The sequence below is a fragment of the Micromonospora sp. Utrum1 genome (assembly GCF_057197805.1).
In genome coordinates, this window is sequence record NZ_CM170071.1 from 807,283 (window position 1) to 832,747 (window position 25,465).

Consider the following 25,465-nt stretch of genomic DNA (forward strand, 5'->3'; position numbering starts at 1 on the left):
CTGTCCTTCCTGGTTCCTGAGCGCGTGGTCCGGTCAACCGGCGGACGGCTTGCGGAGCGCGTCGCGGACCCGGTCGGCGACCGCGAGCGCGGGACCGGCCGCCAGGTTGCCCTTGGCCGACTGGGCGCTCGGGTGCGGCCGGGTCGGCGCGGTGGCCTCCGCGGCGCGTACGGCGCCGGCGGCGTTCCACAGCCGCTCGGCCGGCACGTGCTGGCGTAGCTGGGGGAACTCGTAGCGCGGCAGCTTTTTTGACCCGCGGAAATTCCTACCTCCGTGAGCCGGCCGTACACCTCCCCCCGCCGCCGGTTCCACCGCGGCCCGCCGCCCCGCGCGTTGCGCTGCGTCCCGGCGAGACGTCCACCTATGCCGACATCGCCGCGTACGGGCAGATCGCTGGCCTGGCCGGGACGCGGCCGGGTTGGCGCAGCTCCGGGCTTCGCCACATCGGGTAGGTCGTGGTGCCGTCGGGGAGATCGAAGGGCTCATGCGTGACGTAGCCGTGGCGGGCGTACAGGTCTCGATCCGCCGTGTTGGTCACCTCCGTGTAGGTGGGGAGCAGGGCCTGGCCCATGCGGGCGTTGCTGGCGGCGAGCAGGGAACTGGCGCGTCTGATCCGGTGGGGCTTCGGGGTGACCGCGAAGAATGCCAGGTGGTTGTGCGGGGTGGTGGGTCGGTGTGCCGCCAGGACGTCGTCGAGGTGCAGGAAGCGCTCCAGGTAGTCGGCGCAGGCGACCGCGAGGCGTTCGCCGTAGTTGGTGGGCGCGTGCGTGGGGCCGTACTGGTGCAGCCAGACGGCGGCGGCGGAGTGATCCTGCAGGAGATAGGCCTCGCCGGAGAGCAGGGCGTGCTCGATCCACACGCGGATGACGGCGGTGAGGACGTCCCGGCGGCGGCGTACGTCGGGCACGAGCCATGCGCCGGTGGCGCTGCCGGCGAAGGGACCGACGACGAGATCGACGATGTCGGCGATGTCGTGCCATCTCGCACGGCAGACAGGCAGGGCGTGGTTCACGGAGTGCTCCTGGGTGACGGATGCGGTTGGTTCGTGGACGGCTGGTGCCGAGGGTTGGCAGGGTCGGCCCCGCAGTGGCGTCATCGCGCCAGCGGCGGGACCTCCCGCGGCCCTGGGCGATGCCCGGGTGCGCGGGAAGGGACGCAGGCCGAGGGTGGGCGTCGTGGTGGCGGGTCAGGGAGCCAGCGGCGATGGCGGGTCAGCCGGCCGGGTGACGGCCCTCGCCGCGGTCATCGGCCGGGGGCGCAGGCGAAGTCTTCGCCGTTCCCGGTGGGGTTCCGCCCGTTCGCCCATCAGACCGAGCGGTGTCAGGCGGGTCTGGGGTCCGGCCGGCTCGAACGGTCCACCAGCTCGTCGCTGCGAGCCGGTGGCAGCCGAGAACCCGCAGCTCCGGCTCCCAGGAACCGGTAGAACCCTCGGCGGGGCCGCCGGGTGCGCCGGCACTGGCACCAGCACCCGCCGTGGTGGCAGGTGCGGCGGGCGTCACGCCGGAGGTGTGGTCGGGCTCGCCCGGCCACGGACTCCGCCATGCGGCGGCCCCTGGTGGCACCACATCGCGACCTGCCGCACGGTGCGTCAGCCGAGGTGACGTGGCCTGCGGGGGGACCCCGACGATCGGCGGGGCAGGGCGGGCGGTCACCGGGGACGTGCCGCCGGTCGCCGGCGCGTCACCGGCCGGCGCGGGCGTGCCGACGACCGGCCCGGCGGGAGGAGCGGAAGGCGCCTCGGGCTCGCCGAAGACCGGCTCGGTCAGGTCGAGCACCGGGGCCAGCACGGGAGGCAGCAGGTCGATGATGGGCTCGGCCACGGGCCGGACGGCCTCGACGACCGGCTCCACGAGCGGTGCCGAGGCGACCTTCGCCAGGACCGGAGACGCCAGGTCCCCGACCGAACGGGTCACCGGGGTGATCGCCTCGGCGATCCCCGTCCCGTCCGACGGGGGCACCGCCCGGCGTACCGGTTGCCCGCCCGCAGCCGGCCGGTCGGTATCCGCCGCTGGCGTGCCGCCACCGATGCCGGGTGCGCCATCGCTCCCGGCGGTCGAAGTCGTCGACAGATGGAGCGGACGGATCAGGGTTTCCCCGACGATCGTCCTGGCATCGTCGAGCAGGTTGTCCAACACGCGGGGCCGAGTCGGTTCGGCAGCCTGAGCGGCGTCAGGCGCAACGGCGCTGCACAGGCCCCATGCGCCGACGAAGCCGCCGCACAGGAGCGCGCCGCGCAGCGCCCACCGAGCCAGTCGGCCTGGACACCGCGACAACGGGCACCTCCGAATGAGCACCTCTTGCTCACATCAAGGTTCTTGATTGTGCCTGGCGTGACCGGTCCGGCACCGTCAACACACCGAGGACCTGACCACAGGAGACGGCTGGAGCGTCCCGGGCCACTGGCTCGCTCTCTGCAAATGCGTGCCGTCGCAGCGCGATTACCTGCGACCACTCGATGTCCGTGTTCTGGTGTTGATCGCACCGGCCAACTGCTGTGGCCGCTTGCCAGAGATCAGCAGGTGGACCTGCGGGCCTGCTCTGATCGCCACCCATGCCGCTTCGGGCTCCACGCAGATTCCCGGCGGGCGGAAGACCCGTCACGGCCATGCGACGGGTCAGCCATCCTGACGGCCGGCGACCAGTAAATCTGGGCAGTCACGGCTAGACATCCTCTGCGGTGTGGCATACTCTTCTTCGAGTCGAGAGGAAAGATCCGTCAAGACGCAGACGGGGCCGTCCGGCCGTGAGGTCACGACAGGCGGCGAGGAGAGGAACAGTCTTCATCGTTCCCTCCCGAGAAGTAGTGGGAGCACGTCACTCGGCGTGATACGAGCCGGGATGCAGGTGGGGCCAATGCTCTTGTGGGGCTCCAGCTGTTGTTCGCCGTACGTGTGGGGGCCATGAAGTCGCGTGGGCTCCGGCACCGGCGGACCGTACGTCAGCAAGGGAAAGAAGTGGCAGAGGAAAGGGAGGGCCGTTCACCGTTGGATCGCCCGCCGTCGGCCGTCATGTCGGGCCGGGCGGACACCGCAGTTTCCATCGAACGAGAGGTGGTCTCCGGTCACGCATATGCGATCCTCGCACCCGAAGCCGCTGGTTGCGGCTGGTGCGGATACGACAAGCCGACGTTCCTGTCGGTAGATGGTGTTCTGACCCGTAACCCTGGGCCCCGGCGCATACGCGCCGGGGCCCTCGACGTGGAGGTGGCATGGGGCAGAACCCCGATGACATGTTCGGCGACGAGAACTACCCGGCCTACACCATCGGCCAGGCCGCGGAGATGCTCGGCACCACGCAGGACTTCCTGCGCCGCCTGGACGAGGCGAAATTGATCAACCCGCACCGCTCTGCCGGCGGGCACCGCCGCTACTCCCGCTACCAGCTGCGCCTGGCCGCCCGGGCCCGGGAGATGGTCGACCAGGGCACGGCCCTGGAGGCCGCCTGCCGGATCATCATCCTCGAAGACCAACTCGAGGAAGCCCTGCGACAGAACCAGAAGCAGCAGGATGGGACCCGGCAACGCGACTGACCGGACCACTGACGGGTGAGGTCGCCGGCGGGCGGTGAGCCGCTGGCCCGCCAACGCGAACCACCTCGGCCCTGCCAGCCGTACTCCTGCTCGTCGGACCCTTTCCACCCCGGCCGCCCGGAGAGCTCGGCGTCGAGTCCCGCGCCGTTGGGGGTACTGCCGCGGTTGCCGACCTCGAGCAGGCAGGCATCGCCGTCGATGACGATGGTGATGTCGACGGTGCCTTCGGGATCGTCGTGCATCACCGCCTTGGCGCACGCCTCGGTGATCAGCACGGCGAGGTGGCCACGGGATTCCTCGGCTGCGTCGGTGAGGCTCAGCAGGGTGGTGAGTGCATGGCGGGCGCGGGTCATCGGCGACGGTTGACGGGTAGCCCTGCCGCCGCCGGGTAGTCGAGGCGTCTCACGGCGGAGGGAGCGGCGATGGGCGAGGGTGTGGTTTCGGTTGGGTTCACCGAGCGGCGGGCGCGCGTCGGCGACGTCAGCCTCAATTATGTACGGGGTGGTAGCGGGCCGGTGCTGGTGTTGCTGCACGGCTATCCGCAGTGTTGGCGGATGTGGCGGCATGTCCTGCCCGAGTTGGGCCGTTCCTTTGAGGTGTTCGCGCCGGACCTGCGCGGCTTCGGCGACAGCGACGCCCCGCCGGGCGGGTACGACAAGAAGACCCTCGCTGCGGACCTGCACGGCTTGCTCACCGGCCTCGGCGTGGCCGACGACATCCGGCTGGTCGGGCACGACCTGGGGACGATGGTCGCCTACGCCTACGCCGCCGCCTACCCCGAGGCGGTATCTCGGCTGGTCCTCACCGAGGCGCCGATCCCGGACGAGAGCATCTACACGATTCCGGCCCTGACGGCCGCTGGGCCGGGTGTGTGGAATTTCGGCTTCTTCAGCCTCACGAACGGCCTGCCGGAGCAGTTGGTCAGTGGCCGGGAGGCGCTCTGGGTGGAGCGCTTCACCGACTCGCAGATGGTCAACAAGGGCAGCATCGGCCCGGACGACATCGAGGAATTCGCCCGGCATCTGCGCGACCCCGATCACCTACGGGCCAGTTTCGCCTACTTCCGGTCGCTGGGGCAGGATGTGGCGGACAACGCGGCGTACCGGTCGACGAAGCTGTCGATGCCGGTTCTGGCCGTAGGTGCCCGGGCGAGCCTTGGCGAGCAGGTGGCCAACCAAGTCCGCGGGTACGCCGACACGGTCACCGGCAAGGTGGTGGAGGACTGCGGCCACTGGCTGTTCGAGGAGCGGCCGAGCGAGCTCATCGCCCTGTTGCAGGGCTTCCTTCGAGGCTGAGCCGGCTGGCGTCGCCCACTGCGGCGGGACGGTATGCACTGCGGCTGAGGCGCGGGCCACAGTTGTGGAGCAGGCGCTCGACGAGGTCGTACCGCAGAGCATGGGAATCAGCAGCGGCCGGATCAGCGAAGCGGCGCAGGTCGCCGACCTCGTACTGTTCCTCGCCTCGGCCCGGTCCGCGAACACCACCGGCGCCGAATTCACCCTCGACGGCGGCCAGGTCAAAACCCTCTAGTGCCGTGAGCACGAACGTTCGCGAGGCACGCCGCCTGGCCTGTCGGCGAGGCGGCGTCGCGGCGGTGGGCGCGGCTGGGCAGTCCTGGGCACTCGTGGCTAACCGCCGGCAGGTACCCTGGGGCGTCGCGCCCTCGTAGCTCAGGGGATAGAGCATCGGTTTCCTAAACCGTGTGTCGCAGGTTCGAATCCTGCCGGGGGCACCAGATCACTACCTTGATCACTGATCGTTGTTCCGTCTTCCGGGGCTTCCGCGCGTGCTGTGTGCCCGAGCCGGCGAGCGACTGTCAAGACCAACCTCAGGCGCGGCGGAACTCCGCGCGCCAGCGGATTCCGCCGTCGGGGACGACGATCTCCTCGACCCGGGCCGGGGTCAACGGGCCGGCCGCGAAGGCGTCGACCTCGGCCCGGGTCAGCGGCCAGGGCGGGCCCTCGACGACCTCGTCGTCCCGCCGGCCGGCCGCGATCACCAGCAGCGTTCCGTCCGGCGCGACCAGCCGGCCGACCGTCGGGATCGCCCGTTGCCGCAGCTCGGCCGGCAGTGCCTGCACGTTCATGCTCTCCAGCACGAAATCGAACCCGCCCAGCCAGTCGTGCGGCGGGTCGAACAGGTCCGCGGTCTCGTACCGGACCGGGGAGTCCGGGTGGCGGCGGCGGGCCGCCCGTACCGCCGTGGGAGAGATGTCGAAGGCGACGGTGGCGAAGCCGAGGCGGGCCAGATGTTCGGCGTCGCGGCCGAAGCCGCACCCGACGACCACGGCGCGCCGACCGGATCCGTCCGGCCGGGTCCGGTCGGTCCACTCGCTGAGCAGGGAATGCGCCCGGTCGAGGTCCCACGGGACGACCGCCTCACCCCGCTCGGCGTCGGCGTAGAGCTGTTCGAACCAGCCGGCCGGATCGTTGTCGTGCACGGACGCCTCCTCGCCTCCGGGAAGCCCTGGACCCGTGGCTTCGAGCCGGCGCGAAGGGCCTCACCGTGTTGGGCGCCCACCCTAGCCTCCGTGCGTGCCCGATACTCGCCCGATCAGACGGATGACCAAGGGCAGCAGCGCTCATCACCAGTAGGAGACGACGAAGGCCTCGGGGTGGTGCGGCTCACGGGCCGGCCAGCTGGTCGCGGCGACGGATGAGGTACGCCGTCTCGGCGGTGTTGCCGGCCAGCCCGATGGCCCGGTCGTACGCCGCCCGCGACTCGTCGCTCCGGCCCAGCCTGCGCAGCAGATCGGCACGGGTGGCGTGGAAGGCGTGGTAGCCCTCCAGCGGCAGACCGTCCACCTCCGCCAGTGCGACCTGCGGGCCGTCGAGCTCGGCGACCGCGATCGCCCGGTTGAGCCGTACGATCGGCGAGGGGTCGAGGCGGACCAGTTGGTCGTAGAGCGCGACGACCTGCGACCAGGCGGTGTCGCGGACGTCGCGGGCGTCGGTGTGGACGGCGTTGATCGCGGCGAGGATCTGGTACCGCCCCGGCGCCTGACCGGAGGCGAGGCGCGCACGAACCAGGGCGTGGCCCTCGGCGATCAGCTTGCGGTCCCAGGCGCCGCGGTCCTGCTCGTTGAGGGCGACGAGCTCACCGCTCAACGACACCCGCGCGGCCCGGCGCGCCTCCGTCAGGAGCATCAGCGCCAGGAGCCCGGCGACCTCGCCGTCGGCCGGCATCAGGGCACGGACCAGCCGCGCCAGCCGGATCGCCTCGGCCGTCAGGTCGCTGCGGACCGCCTCCTTCTCGGGGTCCGAGGCCAGGTAGCCCTCGTTGAAGATCAGGTAGAGGACGGCGAGCACCCCGGTGACCCGGGCCGGGAGGTCCTCACGGAACGGCACGCCGTAGGGGATCTTCGCCGCCTTGATCTTCACCTTCGCGCGGGTGATCCGCCGGCCCATGGCGGCCTCCTTGACCAGGAACGCGCGGGCGATCTCGGGCACGGTGAGCCCGCCGACCATCCGCAGGGTCAGCGCAACCCGCGCCTCCATGGCGAGAGCGGGGTGGCAGCATGTGAAGATGAGACGGAGCCGGTCGTCGTCGATGGCGCCGAGCGGCTCGGGGGTGTCGGCCAGCATCAGCGCCTCCCTCTGCTTTTCCTCGCGCCGGGCCTCGCGCCGGATGCGGTCGATGGCCTTGCGGTGGGCGGTGGTGGTGAGCCACGCGCCGGGACTCGGAGGGACGCCGTCGACCGGCCAGCGCTCGACGGCGGTCGCGAACGCGTCGGCGGCCATCTCCTCGGCGATGTCGAGGTCCCCGAGGCGCCTGGCCAGGGTCGCGACCACCCGGGCCCACTCCTCGCGGTGGACCCGGGTGATCACCTTGCCGACGTCGGTCATCAACCCAGGAACGGCCGGAGTTCGACCCTCCGGTTGCAGTGCTTCGACCCGAGGGCGGCGAGCCGGAGCGCCACGTCGAGGTGGGGGGCCTCGATGATCCAGAAGCCGACGATGTGCTCCTTCGACTCCACGTAGGGCCCGTCGGTGAACACCGGCTCCCCGTCCCGGCCGTCGACGACGGTGGCCGTGCTGGGTGACGCGAGGCCGCCGGCGAAGACCCAGTGGCCCTCGGCCTGGAGCTGTTCGTTGAAGGCGTCGATCGCGGCCATCTCCTCCGCAGTGGCGAGGTCGTCCGTGTCGTTGAGCACGGACATCAGGTACTGCGCCATCGGGATCATCTCCTGTCGTCGGTTGGCCGCCCCTCGGGCCGCCTCTCACCGCTGCTACGAACGCCGCTGCCTCGATCCGACACGCTCCGCTGAGACTTCTTCGACGATTTTCGTACGCCGGCGATCTCCTGGTGGATAGGTCGACGGCTCGATCCCGTCCGGCGGCCACCGTTGAGGCAGCATGCAACGAGTAGCCTCCGAGCGCATGGAGGTCTTCCTGCTCTGGCATGTTCGCCACGCCCGGTGGCTCGATGGGCGGCCGACAGAGCATCGCGACGAGGCCGGCGAGCTGGTGTGGGACGAGGCGGACGGTGACGACCTCAAGATGCTGGGGGTGTACTCGTCGGAGGGGCAAGCGAAGGCGCGGATGCAGCGAGCCACGAGCCTGCCTGGTTTCCGGGACGAGCCCGACTGCTTCTACATCGGTCGCCACACCGTCGACCAGGACGAGTGGACCGACGGCTTCGTGTCCATCTCCGGCGACGATCCGGGGCCGAACTTCAGGAAGCTGTGAACCTGTGCGCGCCAGGCGAAGATCGAGAAGTGCGGGGTGTGCGGTGAATCGGGTCGGCGTTGTCACGTGCGCGGCGGTGGCAACCGCATTGTGCATGGGCGTTGGGGGCTGTGGTCGGTTGGGCGACGCCATAGCGGGGGACAGCTCCGCCCGCGATTGCCACCCGGATCCGAAGACGGTCGCCGCTCTGCGCCAAGAGCCGGTGTTGAGCCAGGCGCCGTCCGGTGCAACCTTGGCGACGGCCAAGGAGACCGTCAGCTGCGGTTGGGAGGATTCCAAGCCTCCTGATCTCGGAATGCTCGACGGCGAGGTCACCGGCGCCGGTGCCGCCGACGAGGTATCCCGCTTCTACGCAAAGCTCGCCCGTTCCAGCGGCTGGCACGCGCTCGGCCAGGGCGGCCATGTCTACGACGCCTCGAAGCCGGATGGAACCAACTGCACGTGGAGACTTCAGGTACTCAGCACGGCCGAGGGGACCTACCACGTGCAGATCATCTACACCCCGCGGGACCTCCGGCCCACCTGCCTCTGACCCGGGGCAGTTCCCCGTCAGGTCCCTGGACCGGGTGGACCACGTGCTTGGGCCGCAACCAACGGTGATCCGGGGAGGAGATCAGGGAGACCGCCGGTCCAGGTCGGGCCTCCGCATCTCGGTCAACCCGGCCCCCTCGGCTCGTGCCGTGTCCACGATGAGTTGAGCCGCCGACCGCGCCTCCGACAGCGTCCGCTCCGCGTCGCGCGCGGCCTCCGCGCGGTGGTTCTCGGCCTGCTCCTCGGCGAGGCGAAGGATCTGTTCGACCCGTGTACCCAGCTGCGCGAGCGCGGGGCCCCTTTTCGGGGGCGCGACCGCCGCCTCTTCGCTCGTCGCCGACCGTGACCCGAACAGGGCCAGCCCGGCGCCCAGCACGCCGAGCCCGACGCCGGGCCAGGTGGCGGCCGCGCCGAAACCGGCACCCGCCACCGCACCGACACCGAGGCCGATCAACAGGGTCGACAGCGACCTGGCAGGCCTCTTCATCCGCTCACTCCCGGGGGTGACACGTCAACACCTTCGCACTCCAGGTCAAGCCGCGCACGGCCCCGGCTGTGCCTGGCCTAGGGTGACCCGCGTGCCGCGCATCGACCTGACCACGAGGGTCAGTGCCGCCCCGCAGGCCGTCTTCGACGCCTGCCTGGACGTCGACCTGCACACCGCGTCGATGGGCAGCAGCGGCGAACGCGCGACCGGCGGTGTCACGACCGGCCACCTCGCGGCCGGCGATGTCGTCACCTGGCGGGCGCGGCACTTCGGCCTGCCGTGGCGCATGACCGTCCGGATCACCGACCACGAACGGCCGCACCGTTTCGTGGACGAGCAGACCAGCGGGCCGTTCGCCCGCTGGCGGCACGAGCATCTCTTCGCGCCGGACCCCGCCGACCCGTCGGCCACGATCATGCGCGACGTCATCGAGTTCGACGCCCCGGTGGGACCGGCCGGCGCCCTGGTCGCCGGCGTCATCCTGCGGCCCTACCTGCGCCGGCTGATCAGCCGCCGCAACGCCTTCCTGGCTGAGTCGCTGGTCAGCCGGGCAGGCGGTACACGGAGACGTGGGAACGGGACTCCGCCGTGAACTCCGCCCCGGACCAGTCCGCGTGCCTGGCCTCCAGCTCGAATCCGGCCAGCTGACCCATCAGGTCCAGCTCGGCCGGCCAGATGTAGCGGTGCGGGCTGCGGAACACCCGGGCCTCCTGGCTCTCGCCGAAGTGGAAGTGGTGGGACACGACCTGCTGGCGCAACACGTCGTAGGTGTCCAGGCCGATGTAGCCGGGATCGGCACGCCACACCGTCGCCCGGTCGCCCGGCGTCAGCTTGCGCAGCTCGGGCACCCACAGCTCGATCACGAACCGTCCGCCTGGCCCGAGGTGCCGGGCCGCGTTGCGGAAGCAGGCGACCTGCTCCGCCTGGTCGAGCAGGTTGGAGATGGTGTTGTAGACCAGGTAGACGAGGGTGTATTCGCCGGGTGCGGTGGCGTTCGCCATGTCTCCGACCACCGCCGGGATCGTCGTCTCGTCGGCCTTCGTCCGGAGCTGCTCGACCATCGGTACGGACAGCTCGATCCCGGTGACCGGCACGCCGCGTTCGGCGAGCGGGATGGCCACCCGGCCGGTGCCGACGGCGAACTCGAGGGCGCGTCCGGCGCCGGCGAGCGCGGCGAGGCGGTCCACGGTGGGCCCGAGGACCTCCGGCGCGAACATCTCCGTGCCCGGTGTGTCGTAGCGTTGGGCCGTCTCGGCGTCCCAGATCTCCTCCTGGCGCATGGCGCCACGATCGTCGTCGATGCCGGCGCTGTCCACCGGTTTCCGTCCGGGTTCCGCGACCCGTGAGCCTCCTGCGCGTTCCGGAAGGCCTGCGGGAAAGAAGGCGATAGCCTGCGATCGGAGTGCTGCGTGGCGTGACGATCGGGGCTCGCGGGTGCCGGATGGTCACCGTCGGTACCCTGCTAGTCCTGGCCTGCCCGCGACGACATGGTGGTACTTCGTGAACGATCTTCGAGTGGTGGCGTTCGACCTGGACGACACCCTGGCGGTTTCCAAGTCCCAGATCGATCGTCGGATGGCGGAACTCCTCGGCCACCTGCTCACCGAGGTGGATGTGCTGATCATCTCCGGTGGCCGGTTCGAGCAGTTCCAGGCGCAGGTGCTGGCGCACCTCGACCTGACCGAGGAGCAGTGCCGGCGGCTGCACCTGATGCCGACCTGCGGCACCCGCTACTACCGCTGGATGGACGGCGACTGGCGGCTGGTCTACGCCGAGGACCTGAGCGAGGCCGACAAGGCCCGGGTCGTCGCCGCGCTCACTGAGTCGGCGCAGGCGCTCGACCTCTGGGAGTCGAAGACCTGGGGTGACATCATCGAGGACCGGGGCAGCCAGATCACCTTCTCGGCGCTGGGCCAGTCCGCCCCGCCGGCCGAGAAGTACGGCTGGGACCCGGACGGCAGCAAGAAGAAGCGGCTCCGCGAGGCGGTCGCCGCGAAGCTGCCCGACCTGGAGGTCCGCAGCGGCGGCTCGACCTCGATCGACGTCACCCGCAAGGGCGTGGACAAGGCGTACGGCATGCGGAAGCTGCTGGAGTGCCTGGACCTGAAGATCGACAACGTGCTCTTCGTCGGTGACCGGCTCGACGTGGGCGGCAACGACTACCCGGTGAAGGACATGGGCATCCGCTGCGTCGCCGTCACCCGCTGGGAGGAGACTGCCGACTACGTGGAGGCCCTCGTCGACGACCTGGTGAAGCTGCGGGCCGAGCCGGCCTGACCGCCGCCGCCCCGGAGCGAGGGGCGGCGGCCAGGGGTGGGCCTCAGAGGGCGGCGCGGATCGCCTCGGCGAGCGTGGTCGGGGTGCGCCCGAGCAGCCTGGCCAGGTCGTCGCCGACCTCCAGCTCGCCCTGGGCGAGGCCCCGGTCGCCGTCGGCGAGCACGGCCGCGTACCCCTCGGGCAGGCCGGCCGCGATCAGCAGCTCGGTGTACTTGTCCACGGGCAGGTCGAGGTAGCTGACCGTGGCGCCGGTCTGCCGGGAGATCTCGGCGGCCAGTTCGGTCAGGGTGAACGGCGAGCCGCCCAGCTCGTACACCGTCCTGGGCCGGTCGGCGGCGGTGAGCACCGCGACGGCGGCCGCGGCGTAGTCCGCGCGGGTGGCGGCGCTGACCCGCCCGTCACCCGCCGCGCCCGCCACCCCGTGCTGGAGGTACGTGGGGAGCTGGCCGGTGTAGTTCTCCAGGTACCAGCTGTTGCGCAGGAAGACGTACGGCAGCCGGGAGTCCTTGATCAGCTGCTCGGTCGCCTTGTGCTCGGCGGCGAGCACCAGGCTCGAGGTGTCCGCGTTGGCGATGCTGGTGTAGACGACCAGCCCGACGTCGGCCTCCTTGGCGGCGGTGACCACGTTGCCGTGCTGCACCAGCCGCTTGCCGGCCTCGCTGCCGGAGACGAACATCAGCTTCTCGGCGCCCGCGAAGGCCGCCTGGAGCGACCCGGGGTCGTCGTAGTCGGCCCGCTGGGTGACCACGCCCCGCACGGCGAGGCCGGCGAGCCGGTCGACGTCCCGGCCGAGCGCCATGATCTGGTCGGCGGGCACGCCCCGGTCGAGCAGCTCTTCGACGATCAGGCGGCCGAGGTGGCCGGTGGCGCCGGTGACGACGATGGACATGAGCCCTCCCTGTTGGTTGCGACATCGACTGTCTTCCCACGCCAACGGGAACAACTTCCTGTTACTTCCCGTTGGAGAGTAGGCACCTTCAAGTTCGGTACGCACTGAAGGAGAGTGGCAACGTGCAGGCGGATCCGTTCAACCGGAACTGCGGCAGCCGGAAGGTCCTCGACCGGATCGGCGACCGCTGGAGCGTGCTGGTGGTGCTGACCCTGGCCGACGGCGACAAGCGCTACGGCGAGCTGGCCGAGCGGATCGACGGAATCAGCCAGAAGATGCTCACCCAGACCCTGCGCGGCCTGGAGCGGGACGGCATCGTCACGCGCACCGTGCACGCCAGCGTGCCGCCCCGGGTGGACTACGCGCTTACCGAACTCGGCCGCAGCCTGCTGGACCTGGTCGCCGGCCTGGAGGCCTGGGCCACCACCCACCTCGTCGAGGTCGAGGCCGCTCGCGCCCGCTACGACGCGCGGGGCTAGTTCCGGAACCGGTCAAGGCTGGCGGGATCGGTGTCGATGCGGTAGGAACGCCCAGAGAGCGCTCTCCGTACCCATCACCGAACAGGCAGGCAGATGAGACCACTCGACCCCTCCCGCCGCCGCTTCCTCGCCCTCACCGCCGCCTCGGCGGCGTCGGTCACCGCCCTCGGGCTCCCGGCCGTGCCCGCCGCCGCGTCCCCGGCCGGCGAGGACGCCGGCGCCGAGCCCGACTTCGGTCCCAACGTCTTCGTGTACGACCCGGCCACCCCGGTGGAGGAGATCCAGTCCAACCTGGACCGGATCTTCGCCGCCCAGGAGCACAACGAGATGGGCTTCGACCGGTACGCCGTGCTGTTCAAGCCCGGCCGGTACGAGGTGAACGCCCGGCTCGGCTACTACACGACGGTGGCCGGCCTCGGCGCGCACCCCGACGACGTGGAGATCCACGGCGCGGTGCGGGTGATCGGCCAGCCCGACCCGAACTCGCAGGCCGGCATCTCCGCGCTGACCAACTTCTGGCGTTCGGTGGAGAACCTCGCGGTCAGCCCGACCGACTGGTCGAACCAGTGGGCGGTCTCCCAGGCGTCGCCGATGCGCCGGGTGCACATCAAGGGCATCCTCTGGCTGGAGCCCGGCAACGGCGGCTACTCCAGCGGCGGCTACATCGCCGACTCCAAGGTGGACGGCATCACCATCAACGGCTCCCAGCAGCAGTGGCTGACCCGGGACAGCGAACTCGGCGGGGACTGGACCAACGGGGTCTGGAACCAGGTCTTCTCCGGCGTCGTCGGCGCGCCCGCGCAGGGCTTCCCGAACCCGCCGTACACCAGCCTGCCGACCAGCCCGGTGACCCGCGAGAAGCCGTACCTCTTCGTGGACGGCGCGGGCGGCTGGCGGGTGGCCGTGCCCCGGCTGCGCCGCGACACCGCCGGCACCACCTGGGGCGCCGGCGCCCCGCCGGTGCCCTCGCTGCCGCTGTCCGACTTCTTCATCGCCAAGCCGACCGACTCGGCCAAGCGGATCAACCAGGAACTCTCCCGGGGCCGGCACCTGCTGCTCACCCCGGGCGTCTACCACCTGGAGCGGGCGCTGCGGGTCAAGCACCCGGACACCGTCGTGCTCGGCCTCGGCATGCCCAGCCTCGCCCCGACCACCGGCGACGCCGCCCTGCGGATCGAGGACGTGGACGGCGTCCGGATCGCCGGGGTGCTGGTCGACGCCGGGCCGGTCGAGTCGGAGGTGCTCGTCGAGGTCGGCAAGCGGCACAGCCACCGGTCGCACGACAGCAACCCGATCTCGCTCCAGGACGTCTTCTTCCGCATCGGCGGCCCGTACGCGGGCCGGGCGGTGACCAGCCTGGTGGTGAACAGCCGGCACACCCTGGTCGACAACATCTGGGCGTGGCGCGGCGACCACGGCAAGCCGGGCACCATCGGCTGGACCGTCAACACCGCCGCCACCGGGGTGGTGGTCAACGGCGACGACGTGACCGCGTACGGGCTTTTCGTCGAGCACTACCAGCGTTGGCAGACCATCTGGAACGGCGAGCGCGGCCGGACCGTCTTCTACCAGAGCGAGCTGCCCTACGACCCGCCGAGCCAGGCGGCCTGGCGCAGCCCGACCGGCGACGGCTGGGCCTCCTACAAGGTCGCCGACCACGTGCGCGAGCACGAGGCGTGGGGGCTGGGCGTCTACTCGTACTTCAACCAGAAGGTGGACATCCGCTGCGACCGGGCCATCGAGGCGCCCCGCCGGGCCGGCGTGCGGTTCCACGACGCGATCACCGTCTTCCTGGACGGCAGCGGCGGCATCGAGCGCACCGTCAACGAGGCCGGCACCCCGGTGGTCGGCTCGTACGGCACCAGCCCGGTGGTCAGCTACCCCTGATCCGCCGATCGGGACCCCGGCCGGCCGCGCCCGCGACCGGCCGGGGTGGCCCTGGTGATGTAACAAGAATTCGCCGGAACACGCTGCACCCGTCACCCCGTGCGCGGCGGGAACCCCGGTCATAGGCTCGCGTACATCGAGGACCGGCGACATCGCGGCCACCCGTGAGGGGGGTGACGGACGCGATCGAGGGGGCGCGTCCGACGCCGGCCGCCGTCGCCGTCCCGCCACCAGATCCTGCACCGGAGGACTCTTTGCGTCGTTCCGCACTCTTCGCCTCCCTGACCACCGCGACGGTCGCGGCGGTCCTGGCCGGCGCCGCACCCGCGTCGGCCATCAACACCTACAACGCCCAGCCCGCGCCGGAGCGCACCGAGGTCGGCGCCATGCTGGCCCTCTGGGACCGCGACGGCGACGGTGTCTCGGAGACCATCGACTGGTACTGCTCCGGCACGATGGTCGACCGGAACACCTTCCTCACCGCCGCGCACTGCACGACCGACTGGTCGCCCGGCGTGCGCTTCTACGTCTCGCTGGCCCAGGACGTGCAGGGCGCGCTCGACGCGGCCAAGGCCGAGGGACTGACCCCGGCGCAGACCGCCGCCAAGGTCGGGGTCGAGGGCACCGAGCACACCAACCCGGGCTACCCCGGCAACTCCGCCGACGCGCACGACATCGCGGTCATCGAGTTCTCCGACGGCCAGGCGGCCGAGCTGGCGAAGCGGTGGCCGTTCACCCCGGCGACGCTGCCCGCCGCCGGTCAGCTCGACGCGCTGGGCTCCCGGGCGCTGGACGCCGCGACCTGGGTGGTCGCCGGTTACGGCACCCAGGAGGCCCAGAACGGGCCGGGTGGGCAGACCCACCCCGGTGGCGGCGTCCGCAACAAGGCCGAGGTCGGCTTCGACGCCTTGAACAAGACCTGGGTGCGGCTGGCGATGAACGAGAGCCGGGACTACGGCGGCGCCTGCTACGGCGACTCCGGCGGCCCGAACTTCGTCACCCTCGACGGCGAGCGGGTGCTCGCCGCCACCACCATCACCGGCGACGGCCCCTGCTACGCGACCAACGTGTCGTACCGGCTGGACGCCCCGACCGCGCGGGACTTCCTCGACGAGTTCGTCGACCTGCCCTGACCCGACGCACGACCGGCGGCCGGCGGGAGCACCCCGCCGGCCGCCCCCGTTGTCGGCCGTCCCGCTCAGGCGGGAAGCTGCTCGGCGCGGGTGACCACCTGGTCGATCAGGCCGTAGTCACGGGCCTGCTCGGCGGTGAACCAGCGGTCCCGGTCCCAGTCGCGCTGGATCTCGTCCAGGGTGTGCCCGCTGTGCCGGGCGATCAGCTCCTGCATGGTCCGCTTCACGTGCAGCATGTTCTCCGCCTGGATGGTGATGTCGGCGGCCGTGCCGCCCATCCCGCCGGACGGCTGATGCATCATCACCCGCGAGTGCGGCAGCGCGAACCGCTTCCCGGCCGCGCCGGCGCAGAGCAGGAACTGCCCCATCGAGCCGGCCATCCCGAGGGCCAGCGTCGCCACGTCGTTCTTGACGTACCGCATGGTGTCGTAGACGGCCATGCCGGCGCTCACCGAGCCGCCGGGCGAGTTGATGTAGAGGAAGATGTCCCGCTCCGGGTCCTCGGCGGCCAGCAGCAGGATCTGCGCGCAGATCTGGTTGGCCGAGGCGTCGGTGACCTCGGTGCCGAGGAAGATGATGCGCTCCTTGAGCAGCCGCTCGAAGACCCGGTCGCCGAGGGTCGGCTGTCCCTCGTCCAGCATCCAGATGCCGTATCCCATGACCTGACCACCCTCCGTGGGCGCCGGTGGGCGAGGGGCCGCCCGGCAACCGGCGGTCTCCAGCCTCCGGCGGGCGGCGCCCCGCAGCCCAGGGTTTCTGCCCGGGGCAGATCCGCCCTGGGCAGAACCGGCCACTCTAGACGAGTGATTCCCAACTCTGGGTTGGGCGGCGTGGCGGGTTGACCAGCACAAGAAGAGAGGGCATCGATGGTTGTTTGTGAAGACAGACCTCGACACCCTCTTGACCGCACTGTACGTCCTGATCGACGACCACGTCATCCCGCCGCACCGACGTGGGCCGGGCCGACCCAAGCGGCTGTCCGACTCCGAGCTGGTATGCCTGGCTGTGGCCCAGGTGCTGCTGGGTGCCCGCTCGGAGCACCATTGGCTGCGCCTGTGCTACGGCCGGCTCGGGCATCTGTTCCCGTACCTGCCCAAACAACCCGGATACCACAAGCGGGTCAAGGCCGCCGCGCCGCTGATCTGCCGGGCCACGCTGTACCTGGCCACGCTGTGCCCGTCGTGGCGCGACGACCTGCGGTTGCTGGATGCCACCCCGGTCCCGTGCGGCACGTCTCGGCCCACCGTGCAGCGTTCGGCGTTGGCAGAGATCGCCGGGTACGGCTACTGCGCCTCCCATTCGCGCTGGTACTGGGGGTTGAAGCTGTACCTGATGACCACCGCCGAGGGAATGCCGGTGGCGTGGTGCCTGGCCAACCCCAAGATCGGAGAGCGGGAGGTGGCCGAGGAGTTGCTGGCTCACGCCCGCGAACTGGGCTCGCTGTGCAGCGGCATGGTGGTGTTGGCGGACAAGGGCCTGTCCGGCAAGCAGATCGATCGGTACGCCGCCGAGCAGGTCGGGGTGCTGCTGGCCCGCCCGGACCGCAAGGACGAGCAACGCCGCTTCGGCAACCTCGCCGGTGTCCGGCAGTGGATCGAGTCGGTCAACGACACCCTGAAAGGCCAGCTCAACCTGGAAGGACACGGTGGGCGCACCCCGGCCGGAGTGTTCGCGCGCGTCGCGCAGCGGCTCCTCGCGATGGCCGCAGCGATCTGGCACAACTGGCGGACCAACGCACCCGTCAAGCGTTCCTTGATCGCGTACGACCACTGATCAATTCGGAATCACTCGTCTAGGCGGCGGCCAGTCGCCGCCGGCCGGCCCGGGCCCGTCGCCGGGCCAGCGTCACCGAGGTACGCGGACGGTGGCGGGCGGCCGGCGCGGAGGGGATCAGCCAGATCCGGGTGCCGGTGCCGAACGCCGTCGGGGAGGCGTACCCGAGGTCCGGGCCGATCGGCGCGGGCGCGGTGCCCGGCAGCCGCAGCGCCCCGCCGAGCAGCGGGGTCGGGGCGACCGGCCGTCGGGTCGCGTGCAGCCGCGGCCCGCCGACCCGCAGTTGCGGCCCGGTCCGGGTGGCCGGCACCCGGTCCAGCCGGGCCAGCGTCACCCCGGAGGAGACCGGCGCCCGCCGCTCGACCCGGCGCAGCTCGTCGCGGGCCTCCTCGAGCAGGTCGGAGAGGTGGATCCCGAGGGCCCGGCAGATCGCCGCCAGCACCTCGGAGGAGGCCTCCTTGCGGCCGCGTTCCACCTCGGAGAGGTAGGGCAGGGAGACGCCGGCCGCCAGCGCCACCTCGCGCAGGGTGCGGCCCTGACGCAGGCGGACCCGGCGGAGCACCCCGCCGATCACCCGTCGCAGCAACGACATGCGGGCCTCCTCGCGGTCGTCGTCTCCCGGACGTCCCCATCATGCCCCCTCCCGGCGACGGAGACCGGCCCGGCTCGGCCCGCACCTCGCCCCGGCAGGCCGGAACCGGACGTACCCGCTATGTTGTGGGCGTGCAGGCGACGGTGGCGGAGCAGGGCCGACGGTGATCCATTTTCCCGCGCAACGGCGGGGGCCGCTGAGCGCGCTGAGTCTGCGCCTACTCGCCGCCCTGGGCCTGGTGCTCGCCGTGGTGACGGCGGTCTGGATCGACCGCGACGGCTACCGCGACGTCAACGAGGACGGCCTCACCCTCCTCGACTGCTTCTACTACGCGGTGGTCTCGCTCTCCACCACGGGCTACGGCGACATCACCCCGGCCGCCTCCTCGGCGCGCCTGGTCAACGTCCTGTTCGTCACGCCGGCCCGGGTGCTCTTCCTGATCATCCTGGTCGGCACCACCTTGGAAGTCCTGACCGAGCAGTACCGGACGGGCCGTCGCCTGGCGCGGTGGAGGAGAATCGTGAAGGACCACGTCATCATCTGCGGCTACGGCACGAAGGGCCGCAGCGCCGTCTCCGCGCTGCTGGAGAACGGTCTGGACAAGGCCAAGATCGTGGTGGTCGAGCGGACCGGCGCCGCGCTGCGGCAGGCCACCTCGGCCGGGCTGGTCGCCATCGAGGGCTCGGCGACCCGCTCCTCGGTGCTGGAGGAGGCGCACGTCCGCACCGCCAAGGCGGTCATCATCGCGACCGACAGCGACGACGCGTCGGTGCTGGTGGCGCTGACCGTCCGGCAGCTCACCGCCGGCCAGGTACGGATCATCGCGGCGGTCCGCGAGGCGGAGAACGCGCCGCTGCTCAAGCAGAGCGGGGCGCACCACGTGATCGTCTCCTCGGCGACGGCCGGCCGGCTGCTCGGCCTCTCCACCTCCGCCCCGCCGCTGATCGACGTGGTCGAGGACCTGCTCACCCCCGGCCAGGGCATGGCGCTGGCCATGCGCTCTGCCGAACGCAGCGAGGTGGGCCGGTCGCCCCGGGAGTTGGAGGCGCTGGTCATCGCCCTGGTCCGCCGGGGCAAGGTGGTGGCGCTGAACGACAAGGCCGGCGCGGTGATCGAGACCGGCGACATGCTGGTCCACGTCCGGGACGACCGTCCCCAGTCCGCGGCGACGGTCTGACCTTTCCCGGCTCTTGCCCGATGAGCCGCGCGAGATGCTGCGGGGAGAGCGGAGCGCGACCCGTCAGCGCGACCGGCGGGCGTTGAGCCGGGCCGCCTGGCGCGTCAGGTGGTCGCGCTCGGCGAGGTTGGGGGCCTTCAGTGCCGCCTCGACGTACAGCCGTGCCGCCGTCGTCAGGTCGCCGTCGCGTTCGTGCAGGTACGCCGCCACCGCCGCGTAACGGGGCAGTGAGTCGTCCAGCGCGGCGAGCGCCGCCAGCCCGGCGCGCGGTCCGTCGGCCTCGCCGACGGCCACCGCGCGGTTGAGCCGGACGACCGGGCTGTCGGTCAGGCACGCGAGCTCGTCGTACCACTCGACGATCTGCACCCAGTCGGTCTCCCCGGCGGTGGGCGCGTCGGCGTGGAGTGCCGCGATGGCGGCCTGGGCCTGGAACTCACCCAGCCGGTCCCGGGCGAGGGCCGCCTGGAGGATCTCGACGCCCTCGGCGATCGAGGTGGTGTCCCACCGACGGCGGTCCTGCTCGGCCAGCGGAACCAGACTGCCGTCGGGTGCGGTCCGGGTGGCGCGCCGGGCGTGGTGGAGCAGCATGAGGGCGAGCAGCCCCGCCACCTCGGGGTGGTCGATCGCGGCCGCGAGCTGCCGGGTGAGCCGGATGGCCTCGGCGGCGAGGTCGACGTCGCCGGAGTAGCCCTCGTTGAAGACCAGGTAAAGGACGCGCAGCACGGTGGCCACGTCGCCGGGCTGGTCGAACCGCACGCCGGAGACGGTGCGCTTGGCCCGGCTGATGCGCTGCGCCATGGTCGCCTCGGGCACCAGGTAGGCCTGGGCGATCTGACGGGTGGTCAGCCCGCCGACGGCGCGCAGCGTGAGAGCGACCGCGGACGACGGTGTCAGTGACGGGTGGGCGCACAGGAAGTAGAGCTGGAGCGTGTCGTCCACCGCGGGCACGGGCCCGGGCGACGGCTCCTCGTCGACGAGGTCCTCACGCCGGCGGCGGGCGGCGTCGGCGCGGGCCGCGTCGAGGAACCGGCGCCAGGCCACGGTGACCAGCCAGCCCTTCGGGTCCCGCGGCGGGTCGGCCGGCCAGACCCGGATCGCCTCGACCAGCGCGTCCTGCACGGCGTCCTCGGCCGTCGCGAAGTCGGCTCCGCGACGGACGAGGACCCCGAGCACGCTCGGCGTGAGGCTCCGGAGCAGGACCTCGTTCACCGGGGTGGTCACTCCGTGATGGTGGGCGGCTCGGTCAGGAACGGGCGCACCTCGAGCCACTCATGGATCGGCTTCCCGCCCGCCCCGGGGGCGGCCGACAGCTCCCCGGCCAGCTCGATGGCGCGCTCGTAGCTGTCGACGTCGATCACCATCCAGCCGGCGATGAGGTCCTTCGTCTCCGCAAACGGGCCGTCGGTGACCGGCGGGCGCCCCTCGCCGTCGTACCGGACGAACGTCCCCTCGGGGGCGAGGGCCTGACCATCGACGAACTCGCCGGTGGTCTCCAGCCGGGCCGCGAAGTCGTTCATGTACTGGACATGCGCCGAGATCTCCTCCGGCGTCCACCGGTCCATGGGCACGTCGTTGACTGCGGCCGGAGCGCCGCGGTAGTGCTTCAGCAGCAGGTACTTGGCCATCGTGTTTCTCCTCGGTGCTGACGCGACCCGTTCTGGTCACGTTCACCCCAGGGACGGAGCCGGCCACGGGTTCTCGACATCGCCGCCGGATTTTTTTCCGGCCCGGCGGTCAGCAGATGGGGTCCGGCTCGTCCCCGGAGGCCTCGACGCAGCTCATGGGGCGGCCGCTGGTCGCCCGGCGGAGCAGTTCGTAGAGCGTGTCGCGCTCGCCCGGCCCCAACGCGCCGAGCACCTCGTCCTCGGCCACGGCCAGGGCGCACTCCGCCTCGCGGAGCCGCTTCGCGCCCGCCGCGGTGAGGCTGACCACGTGCCGGCGCCGGTCCTCGGGTGACCGTCGCCGCTCGACCAGGCCCTCCGCCTCCAGGTCGTTGAGCAGCCCGACCACGTTCGTGCCGTCGATCTGCAGCGTGCTGGCCAGCCCCTGCTGGCTGATGCCGTCCGAGTCGCGCAGCACGGTGAGCGCGACGAGGTGCCGGGGGCGCAGGCCGAGGGGCGCCAGCACCGACTCGGACCGCAGCCGCATCCGCCGGGCCAGGTGGTCGAGCAGCGGCCCGGAGCGGTGCTGCTCCGACTCCTCGACCGGTAGGGCTGGCATGTGACCCAGTTTACGCAGGGCACGGAACATAGGCCTGCTATAAATGGTTGGCGCTACACAAACGATCTGTGGAGGGTTAACCAAGTGGCACACCTGTTGTACATCGACTCCAGCATCCGGGGCGAGCACTCAATCAGCCGGCGGCTCACCGCCCGCGCCGCCGCCGCGTGGCGCGCCGCCCACCCGGGCGGCACGGTCACCTACCGCGATCTCGGCCGGGAGCCGCTGCCGCACCTGGACGAGGCCGGTGGCCTGGCCCGGATGGTGCCGGCGGAGCAGCACACCCCGGCGCAGCGCGCCTCCTGGCAGCTGAGCGAGCGGCTGGTGGACGAGGTGAAGCGGGCCGACACGATCCTGCTCGGCCTTCCGCTCTACAACTACGGCGCGCCGAGCAGCGTGAAGACGTGGGTCGACCACCTCATCGCGCCCGGCATCGCGTACGACCCGGCCACCGGGGGCGGCCTGCTCGGCGGTCGCGAGTTCATCGTGCTGGGCACCCGGGGTGGCGGCTACGGCCCGGGCACCCCGCGCGAGGGCTGGGACCACGCCGAGCCCTGGCTCCCGCACGGCCTGTCGATGACCGGCCTGGAGCCGCGCTTCATCTCGGCCGAGCTGACCCTGGCGCCGGTCACCCCGGCCATGGCCGAGCTGATCCCGCTGCACGAGCAGAGCCTCGCGTCGGCCGAGCGGGCCATCGACGAGCTGTGGGTGCCGGCCTCGGCCGTGGCCTGACCGGACGACGAGGGCGGGCCGTTCCCTGGGGAACGGACCGCCCTTCCGGTTGTCGTCAGGGACGCGTCAGAGGATCGTCCAGGTGTCGCCGGTGGAGAGCAGGCCGGCGAGCTGCTGCTCGGGGGTCTGGTCGACGGCGGCCTTCGCCGCGGCGACCTGCTCCTGCACCACGCTGTCGTACGACGAGCGGGTGACCGAGCGGAACACGCCGATCGGGGTGTTCCGCAGGTCGAGCCCGGGCAGCCGGGACAGCGCGAACGCGTACGCCGGGTCGGCGACCGTGGCGTCGTGCACCACGATCTCCTCCGCCGGGGTGCCCGCCGTCTCCCGGACCTCCAGCCCGAAGCCGCCCGGCGGGTGCACCACGCAGAACTGGCCGTCCTTGCCGAAGGTGATCGGCTGACCGTGCTCCAGCCGGATCAGGAAGTCGTCCCGGGTGGCCGGCTCCTTGAGCGGGTCGAACGCGCCGTCGTTGAAGATGTTGCAGTTCTGGTAGATCTCCACGAACGCGGAGCCCTGGTGCTCGGCGGCGGCCCGCAGCACCGACTGAAGGTGCTTGCGGTCGGAGTCGATGGTCCGGGCCACGAAGGTGGCCTCCGCGCCGAGCGCCAGCGACAGCGGGTTGAACGGGGCGTCCGCCGAGCCGACCGGCGTCGACTTGGTCACCTTGCCGATCTCGGAGGTCGGCGAGTACTGCCCCTTGGTCAGGCCGTAGATCCGGTTGTTGAACAGCAGGATCTTGAGGTTGACGTTGCGGCGCAGCGAGTGGATGAGGTGGTTGCCGCCGATGGAGAGGGCGTCGCCGTCACCGGTGACGACCCAGACCGACAGGTCCGGCCGGGTCACCGACAGGCCGGTGGCGATCGCCGGGGCGCGGCCGTGGATCGAGTGCATCCCGTAGGTGTTCATGTAGTACGGGAAGCGGGACGAGCAGCCGATGCCCGAGATGAAGACGATGTTCTCCCGGGGGATGTTCAACTCCGGCATGAAGCCCTGGACGGCCGCCAGGATGGCGTAGTCGCCGCAGCCGGGGCACCAGCGCACCTCCTGGTCGGACTTGAAGTCCTTGGCGGTGAGCTTGAGGGCGACGGGCTCAGACATTCTTCAGGACCTCTTCCAGCATCGTCTCCAGCTCGGCGGCGGTGAAGGGCAGGCCGCGGACCTGGTTGTAGCCGATCGCGTCGACCAGGTACTTCGCCCGGATCACGTGGGCGAGCTGGCCGAGGTTCATCTCGGGGATGACCACCCGGTCGTACGCGCGCAGCACCTCGCCGAGGTTGGCCGGCATCGGGGCCAGGTGGCGCAGGTGCGCCTGGGCGACCGAGAGCCCGCGCTGCCGCAGGCTCCGGCAGGCGGCGCCGATCGGGCCGTACGTCGAGCCCCAGCCGAGCACCAGCACCCGGGCGTCGCCGTCCGGGTCCTCCACCTCGACGTCCGGCACCGGGATGGTCTCGATCCGGGCTGCCCGGGTGCGCACCATGAAGTCGTGGTTCGCCGGGTCGTACGAGATGTCGCCGGTCTTGTCGGCCTTCTCCAGGCCGCCGATCCGGTGCTCCAGGCCCGGGGTGCCCGGGATGGCCCACGGGCGGGCCAGCGTCTCCGGATCCCGCAGGTAGGGCAGGAAGGTGGTGCCGTCCTCGCCGTTGGGCCGGCTGGCGAACTCGACCCGCAGGTCGGGCAGGCTCTCCACGTCCGGCAGCAGCCACGGCTCGGAGCCGTTGGCCACGTAGTTGTCCGACAGCAGGAGCACCGGGGTGCGGTAGGTGAGGGCGATCCGGGCCGCCTCCAGGGCCGCGTGGAAGCAGTCGGACGGCGACTTCGGCGCGATCACCGCGACCGGGGCCTCGCCGTGCCGGCCGTACAGGGCCAGGTTGAGGTCGGCCTGCTCGGTCTTGGTGGGCATGCCGGTGGACGGCCCGGCCCGCTGCACGTCGACGATGACCAGCGGCAGCTCCAGTGCCACGGCCAGGGAGATGGTCTCGCTCTTCAGCGCGACGCCCGGGCCGCTGGTGGTGGTGATGCCGAGCGAGCCGCCGTACGAGGCGCCCAGCGCCGCGCCGACCGCGGCGATCTCGTCCTCGGCCTGCATGGTGACCACGCCGAACTTCTTGTGCTTGCTCAGCTCGTGCAGGATGTCCGAGGCCGGGGTGATCGGGTAGGCGCCGAGGAAGACCGGCAGCCCGGAGCGGACCCCGGCGGCCACCAGGCCCAGCGACAGCGCCGCGTTGCCGGTGATGTTCCGGTAGGTGCCGGGCAGCATCTTCGCCGGCTTGACCTCGTAGCGGACGGAGAAGTCCTCGGTGGTCTCGCCGAAGTTCCAGCCGGCCCGGAAGGCCGCCACGTTCGCCGCGACCAGCTCGGGGCGGGCCGCGAACTTGCGCTCCAGGAAGCGCAGCGTCGACTCGTACGGGCGGGAGTACATCCAGCTCAGCAGGCCGAGGGCGAACATGTTCTTGGCCCGTTCGGCGTCCTTCTTGGACACCTCCTGCTCGGCGAGCGCGCCGATCGTCATCGAGGTCAGCGCGACCGGGTGCACCACGTAGCCGGCGAGCGAGTCGTCCTCGAGCGGGCTGGTCGCGTAGCCCACCTTGGCCAGGTTGCGCCGGGTGAACTCGTCGGTGTTGACGATGATGTCCGCGCCGCGCGGCAGATCGGCCAGGTTGGCCTTGAGCGCGGCGGGGTTCATCGCCACCAGCACGTTCGGCGCGTCGCCGGGGGTCAGGATGTCGTAGTCGGCGAAGTGCACCTGGAAGCTCGACACGCCCGGCAGGGTGCCGGCGGGGGCGCGGATCTCCGCCGGGAAGTTGGGCAACGTGGAGATGTCGTTGCCCAGTTGCGCCGTCTCAGAGGTGAACCGGTCACCGGTGAGCTGCATGCCGTCGCCGGAGTCGCCGGCGAACCGGATGACCACCCGGTCCAGTTGACGGATCTGCTTGGTCACGCCCGTACCTCGCTTCGCTGAGCGCCGTCGCACGGGCGGCTGAACGTGATGGTGACCCCGCCTTGCCCGGCCACGTGCCCTCCTAGACGCGCTGCTGTCGCCGGCCGTCCGTCGCTGGTCCGGCCCGCTA

At 71.5% G+C, this 25,465-nt stretch carries 28 protein-coding genes, 1 tRNA gene and 1 pseudogene; 14 read left to right on the forward strand and 16 right to left on the reverse strand.

Annotated features, from left to right (window positions below; genetic code table 11):
• Positions 1-33 precede the first annotated feature (33 nt).
• The 3 genes from AC0OLQ_RS04065 to AC0OLQ_RS04075 all read right to left on the reverse strand — a co-directional run bounded on the left by AC0OLQ_RS04065 (position 34) and on the right by AC0OLQ_RS04075 (position 2,132).
• The gene (locus tag AC0OLQ_RS04065; RefSeq protein WP_484530243.1) at positions 34-207 is read right to left on the reverse strand and encodes a hypothetical protein; all 174 of its coding nucleotides are present in this window, start codon (positions 205-207) and stop codon (positions 34-36) included.
• A gap of 154 nt (positions 208-361) precedes the next feature.
• Positions 362-1,012 carry a hypothetical protein gene (locus AC0OLQ_RS04070; RefSeq protein WP_484530244.1) on the reverse strand — a complete coding sequence of 217 codons (651 nt, stop codon included), beginning with the start codon at positions 1,010-1,012 and terminating at the stop codon, positions 362-364.
• A 199-nt stretch (positions 1,013-1,211) separates the two neighbouring features.
• The gene (locus tag AC0OLQ_RS04075) at positions 1,212-2,132 is read right to left on the reverse strand and encodes a hypothetical protein (protein ID WP_484530245.1); all 921 of its coding nucleotides are present in this window, start codon (positions 2,130-2,132) and stop codon (positions 1,212-1,214) included.
• A 1,076-nt stretch (positions 2,133-3,208) separates the two neighbouring features.
• Here AC0OLQ_RS04075 and AC0OLQ_RS04080 point away from each other — a divergent pair.
• The 4 genes from AC0OLQ_RS04080 (at position 3,209) to AC0OLQ_RS04095 (ending at position 5,264) form a co-directional block, all read left to right on the forward strand.
• Entirely contained in the window at positions 3,209-3,529 is a 321-nt protein-coding gene (locus AC0OLQ_RS04080; RefSeq protein WP_357332843.1) for a helix-turn-helix domain-containing protein, read from the forward strand.
• Between the two features lie 422 nt (positions 3,530-3,951).
• On the forward strand, positions 3,952-4,824 hold the full coding sequence (locus AC0OLQ_RS04085; RefSeq protein WP_484530246.1) for an alpha/beta fold hydrolase: 873 nt from the start codon (positions 3,952-3,954) through the stop codon (positions 4,822-4,824).
• A gap of 64 nt (positions 4,825-4,888) precedes the next feature.
• Positions 4,889-5,059, forward strand: coding sequence for a hypothetical protein (locus AC0OLQ_RS04090; RefSeq protein ID WP_484530247.1), 171 nt, complete (start codon positions 4,889-4,891; stop codon positions 5,057-5,059).
• 129 nt (positions 5,060-5,188) lie between these two features.
• Positions 5,189-5,264 (forward strand) — tRNA-Arg (locus AC0OLQ_RS04095).
• Positions 5,265-5,357: 93 nt separating this feature from the next.
• Here the strand turns inward: AC0OLQ_RS04095 and AC0OLQ_RS04100 are convergent.
• The 3 genes from AC0OLQ_RS04100 to AC0OLQ_RS04110 form a co-directional block, all read right to left on the reverse strand.
• On the reverse strand, positions 5,358-5,969 hold the full coding sequence (locus tag AC0OLQ_RS04100) for a class I SAM-dependent methyltransferase (protein WP_484530248.1): 612 nt from the start codon (positions 5,967-5,969) through the stop codon (positions 5,358-5,360).
• Between the two features lie 184 nt (positions 5,970-6,153).
• Positions 6,154-7,374: an RNA polymerase sigma factor gene (locus AC0OLQ_RS04105; RefSeq protein WP_484530249.1), complete on the reverse strand. Its 1,221-nt coding sequence runs from the start codon at positions 7,372-7,374 to the stop codon at positions 6,154-6,156.
• Positions 7,374-7,703 carry a YciI family protein gene (locus tag AC0OLQ_RS04110; RefSeq protein WP_357343210.1) on the reverse strand — a complete coding sequence of 110 codons (330 nt, stop codon included), beginning with the start codon at positions 7,701-7,703 and terminating at the stop codon, positions 7,374-7,376. Before AC0OLQ_RS04110 ends, AC0OLQ_RS04105 begins: the two co-directional genes overlap by 1 nt.
• 205 nt (positions 7,704-7,908) lie before the next feature.
• On the opposite strand from AC0OLQ_RS04110, the gene AC0OLQ_RS04115 reads away from it, so the two are divergent.
• Positions 7,909-8,217 carry a hypothetical protein gene (locus tag AC0OLQ_RS04115; protein WP_484530250.1) on the forward strand — a complete coding sequence of 103 codons (309 nt, stop codon included), beginning with the start codon at positions 7,909-7,911 and terminating at the stop codon, positions 8,215-8,217.
• A gap of 232 nt (positions 8,218-8,449) precedes the next feature.
• The gene (locus tag AC0OLQ_RS04120; RefSeq protein ID WP_357343206.1) at positions 8,450-8,749 is read left to right on the forward strand and encodes a hypothetical protein; all 300 of its coding nucleotides are present in this window, start codon (positions 8,450-8,452) and stop codon (positions 8,747-8,749) included.
• Positions 8,750-8,872: 123 nt separating this feature from the next.
• Here AC0OLQ_RS04120 and AC0OLQ_RS04125 read toward each other — a convergent pair.
• Positions 8,873-9,043: pseudogene (locus AC0OLQ_RS04125) on the reverse strand (cell division protein DivIVA); the annotation flags it as partial.
• Positions 9,044-9,326: 283 nt separating this feature from the next.
• On the opposite strand from AC0OLQ_RS04125, the gene AC0OLQ_RS04130 reads away from it, so the two are divergent.
• A complete protein-coding gene (locus AC0OLQ_RS04130) occupies positions 9,327-9,827 on the forward strand; it encodes an SRPBCC family protein (protein WP_484530251.1) in 501 nt (166 codons plus the stop codon).
• Here AC0OLQ_RS04130 and AC0OLQ_RS04135 read toward each other — a convergent pair.
• Entirely contained in the window at positions 9,778-10,515 is a 738-nt protein-coding gene (locus AC0OLQ_RS04135; protein ID WP_484530252.1) for a class I SAM-dependent methyltransferase, read from the reverse strand. The two genes, AC0OLQ_RS04130 and AC0OLQ_RS04135, sit on opposite strands and share 50 nt — an antisense overlap.
• Before the next feature lie 220 nt (positions 10,516-10,735).
• On the opposite strand from AC0OLQ_RS04135, the gene AC0OLQ_RS04140 reads away from it, so the two are divergent.
• Complete coding sequence (locus AC0OLQ_RS04140; RefSeq protein WP_357343198.1) at positions 10,736-11,512, forward strand: HAD-IIB family hydrolase; 777 nt, start codon at positions 10,736-10,738, stop codon at positions 11,510-11,512.
• Positions 11,513-11,555: 43 nt separating this feature from the next.
• Here the strand turns inward: AC0OLQ_RS04140 and AC0OLQ_RS04145 are convergent, their stop codons facing one another.
• Positions 11,556-12,401: an NmrA family NAD(P)-binding protein gene (locus AC0OLQ_RS04145; RefSeq protein WP_484530253.1), complete on the reverse strand. Its 846-nt coding sequence runs from the start codon at positions 12,399-12,401 to the stop codon at positions 11,556-11,558.
• A 122-nt stretch (positions 12,402-12,523) separates the two neighbouring features.
• Here AC0OLQ_RS04145 and AC0OLQ_RS04150 point away from each other — a divergent pair, with 122 nt between their 5' ends.
• The 3 genes from AC0OLQ_RS04150 to AC0OLQ_RS04160 all read left to right on the forward strand — a co-directional run bounded on the left by AC0OLQ_RS04150 (position 12,524) and on the right by AC0OLQ_RS04160 (position 15,900).
• Positions 12,524-12,880 carry a winged helix-turn-helix transcriptional regulator gene (locus AC0OLQ_RS04150; RefSeq protein ID WP_484530254.1) on the forward strand — a complete coding sequence of 119 codons (357 nt, stop codon included), beginning with the start codon at positions 12,524-12,526 and terminating at the stop codon, positions 12,878-12,880.
• 93 nt (positions 12,881-12,973) lie between these two features.
• Positions 12,974-14,767, forward strand: coding sequence for an adenylyl cyclase (locus AC0OLQ_RS04155; protein ID WP_484530255.1), 1,794 nt, complete (start codon positions 12,974-12,976; stop codon positions 14,765-14,767).
• A 254-nt stretch (positions 14,768-15,021) separates the two neighbouring features.
• The gene (locus AC0OLQ_RS04160; protein WP_357343191.1) at positions 15,022-15,900 is read left to right on the forward strand and encodes a trypsin-like serine protease; all 879 of its coding nucleotides are present in this window, start codon (positions 15,022-15,024) and stop codon (positions 15,898-15,900) included.
• A gap of 65 nt (positions 15,901-15,965) precedes the next feature.
• On the opposite strand, the gene AC0OLQ_RS04165 is transcribed toward AC0OLQ_RS04160, so the two are convergent.
• A complete protein-coding gene (locus tag AC0OLQ_RS04165; RefSeq protein WP_357343189.1) occupies positions 15,966-16,559 on the reverse strand; it encodes a ClpP family protease in 594 nt (197 codons plus the stop codon).
• Between the two features lie 217 nt (positions 16,560-16,776).
• Between AC0OLQ_RS04165 and AC0OLQ_RS04170 the strand changes: the two genes are divergently transcribed.
• Positions 16,777-17,673: an IS982 family transposase gene (locus AC0OLQ_RS04170; RefSeq protein WP_484532264.1), complete on the forward strand. Its 897-nt coding sequence runs from the start codon at positions 16,777-16,779 to the stop codon at positions 17,671-17,673.
• Between the two features lie 19 nt (positions 17,674-17,692).
• Here the strand turns inward: AC0OLQ_RS04170 and AC0OLQ_RS04175 are convergent, their stop codons facing one another.
• On the reverse strand, positions 17,693-18,265 hold the full coding sequence (locus AC0OLQ_RS04175) for a helix-turn-helix domain-containing protein (RefSeq protein WP_484530256.1): 573 nt from the start codon (positions 18,263-18,265) through the stop codon (positions 17,693-17,695).
• Positions 18,266-18,428: 163 nt separating this feature from the next.
• On the opposite strand from AC0OLQ_RS04175, the gene AC0OLQ_RS04180 reads away from it, so the two are divergent.
• Complete coding sequence (locus AC0OLQ_RS04180) at positions 18,429-19,442, forward strand: potassium channel family protein (protein WP_357343185.1); 1,014 nt, start codon at positions 18,429-18,431, stop codon at positions 19,440-19,442.
• Between the two features lie 63 nt (positions 19,443-19,505).
• On the opposite strand, the gene AC0OLQ_RS04185 is transcribed toward AC0OLQ_RS04180, so the two are convergent.
• From AC0OLQ_RS04185 to AC0OLQ_RS04195, 3 genes are all read right to left on the reverse strand, one after another.
• Positions 19,506-20,651, reverse strand: coding sequence for an RNA polymerase sigma factor (locus tag AC0OLQ_RS04185; protein ID WP_484532265.1), 1,146 nt, complete (start codon positions 20,649-20,651; stop codon positions 19,506-19,508).
• 8 nt (positions 20,652-20,659) lie between these two features.
• The gene (locus AC0OLQ_RS04190; RefSeq protein ID WP_357343183.1) at positions 20,660-21,067 is read right to left on the reverse strand and encodes a YciI family protein; all 408 of its coding nucleotides are present in this window, start codon (positions 21,065-21,067) and stop codon (positions 20,660-20,662) included.
• A gap of 109 nt (positions 21,068-21,176) precedes the next feature.
• Positions 21,177-21,662 carry a MarR family winged helix-turn-helix transcriptional regulator gene (locus AC0OLQ_RS04195; RefSeq protein WP_357343181.1) on the reverse strand — a complete coding sequence of 162 codons (486 nt, stop codon included), beginning with the start codon at positions 21,660-21,662 and terminating at the stop codon, positions 21,177-21,179.
• Between the two features lie 84 nt (positions 21,663-21,746).
• On the opposite strand from AC0OLQ_RS04195, the gene AC0OLQ_RS04200 reads away from it, so the two are divergent.
• On the forward strand, positions 21,747-22,394 hold the full coding sequence (locus AC0OLQ_RS04200) for an FMN-dependent NADH-azoreductase (protein ID WP_484530257.1): 648 nt from the start codon (positions 21,747-21,749) through the stop codon (positions 22,392-22,394).
• Positions 22,395-22,460: 66 nt separating this feature from the next.
• Here the strand turns inward: AC0OLQ_RS04200 and AC0OLQ_RS04205 are convergent, their stop codons facing one another.
• Together AC0OLQ_RS04205 and AC0OLQ_RS04210 are read right to left on the reverse strand one after the other, a co-directional pair.
• Complete coding sequence (locus AC0OLQ_RS04205; protein WP_357343178.1) at positions 22,461-23,495, reverse strand: 2-oxoacid:ferredoxin oxidoreductase subunit beta; 1,035 nt, start codon at positions 23,493-23,495, stop codon at positions 22,461-22,463.
• Entirely contained in the window at positions 23,488-25,335 is a 1,848-nt protein-coding gene (locus AC0OLQ_RS04210) for a 2-oxoacid:acceptor oxidoreductase subunit alpha (protein WP_484530258.1), read from the reverse strand. Before AC0OLQ_RS04210 ends, AC0OLQ_RS04205 begins: the two co-directional genes overlap by 8 nt.
• Between the last annotated feature and the right edge of the window lie 130 nt (positions 25,336-25,465).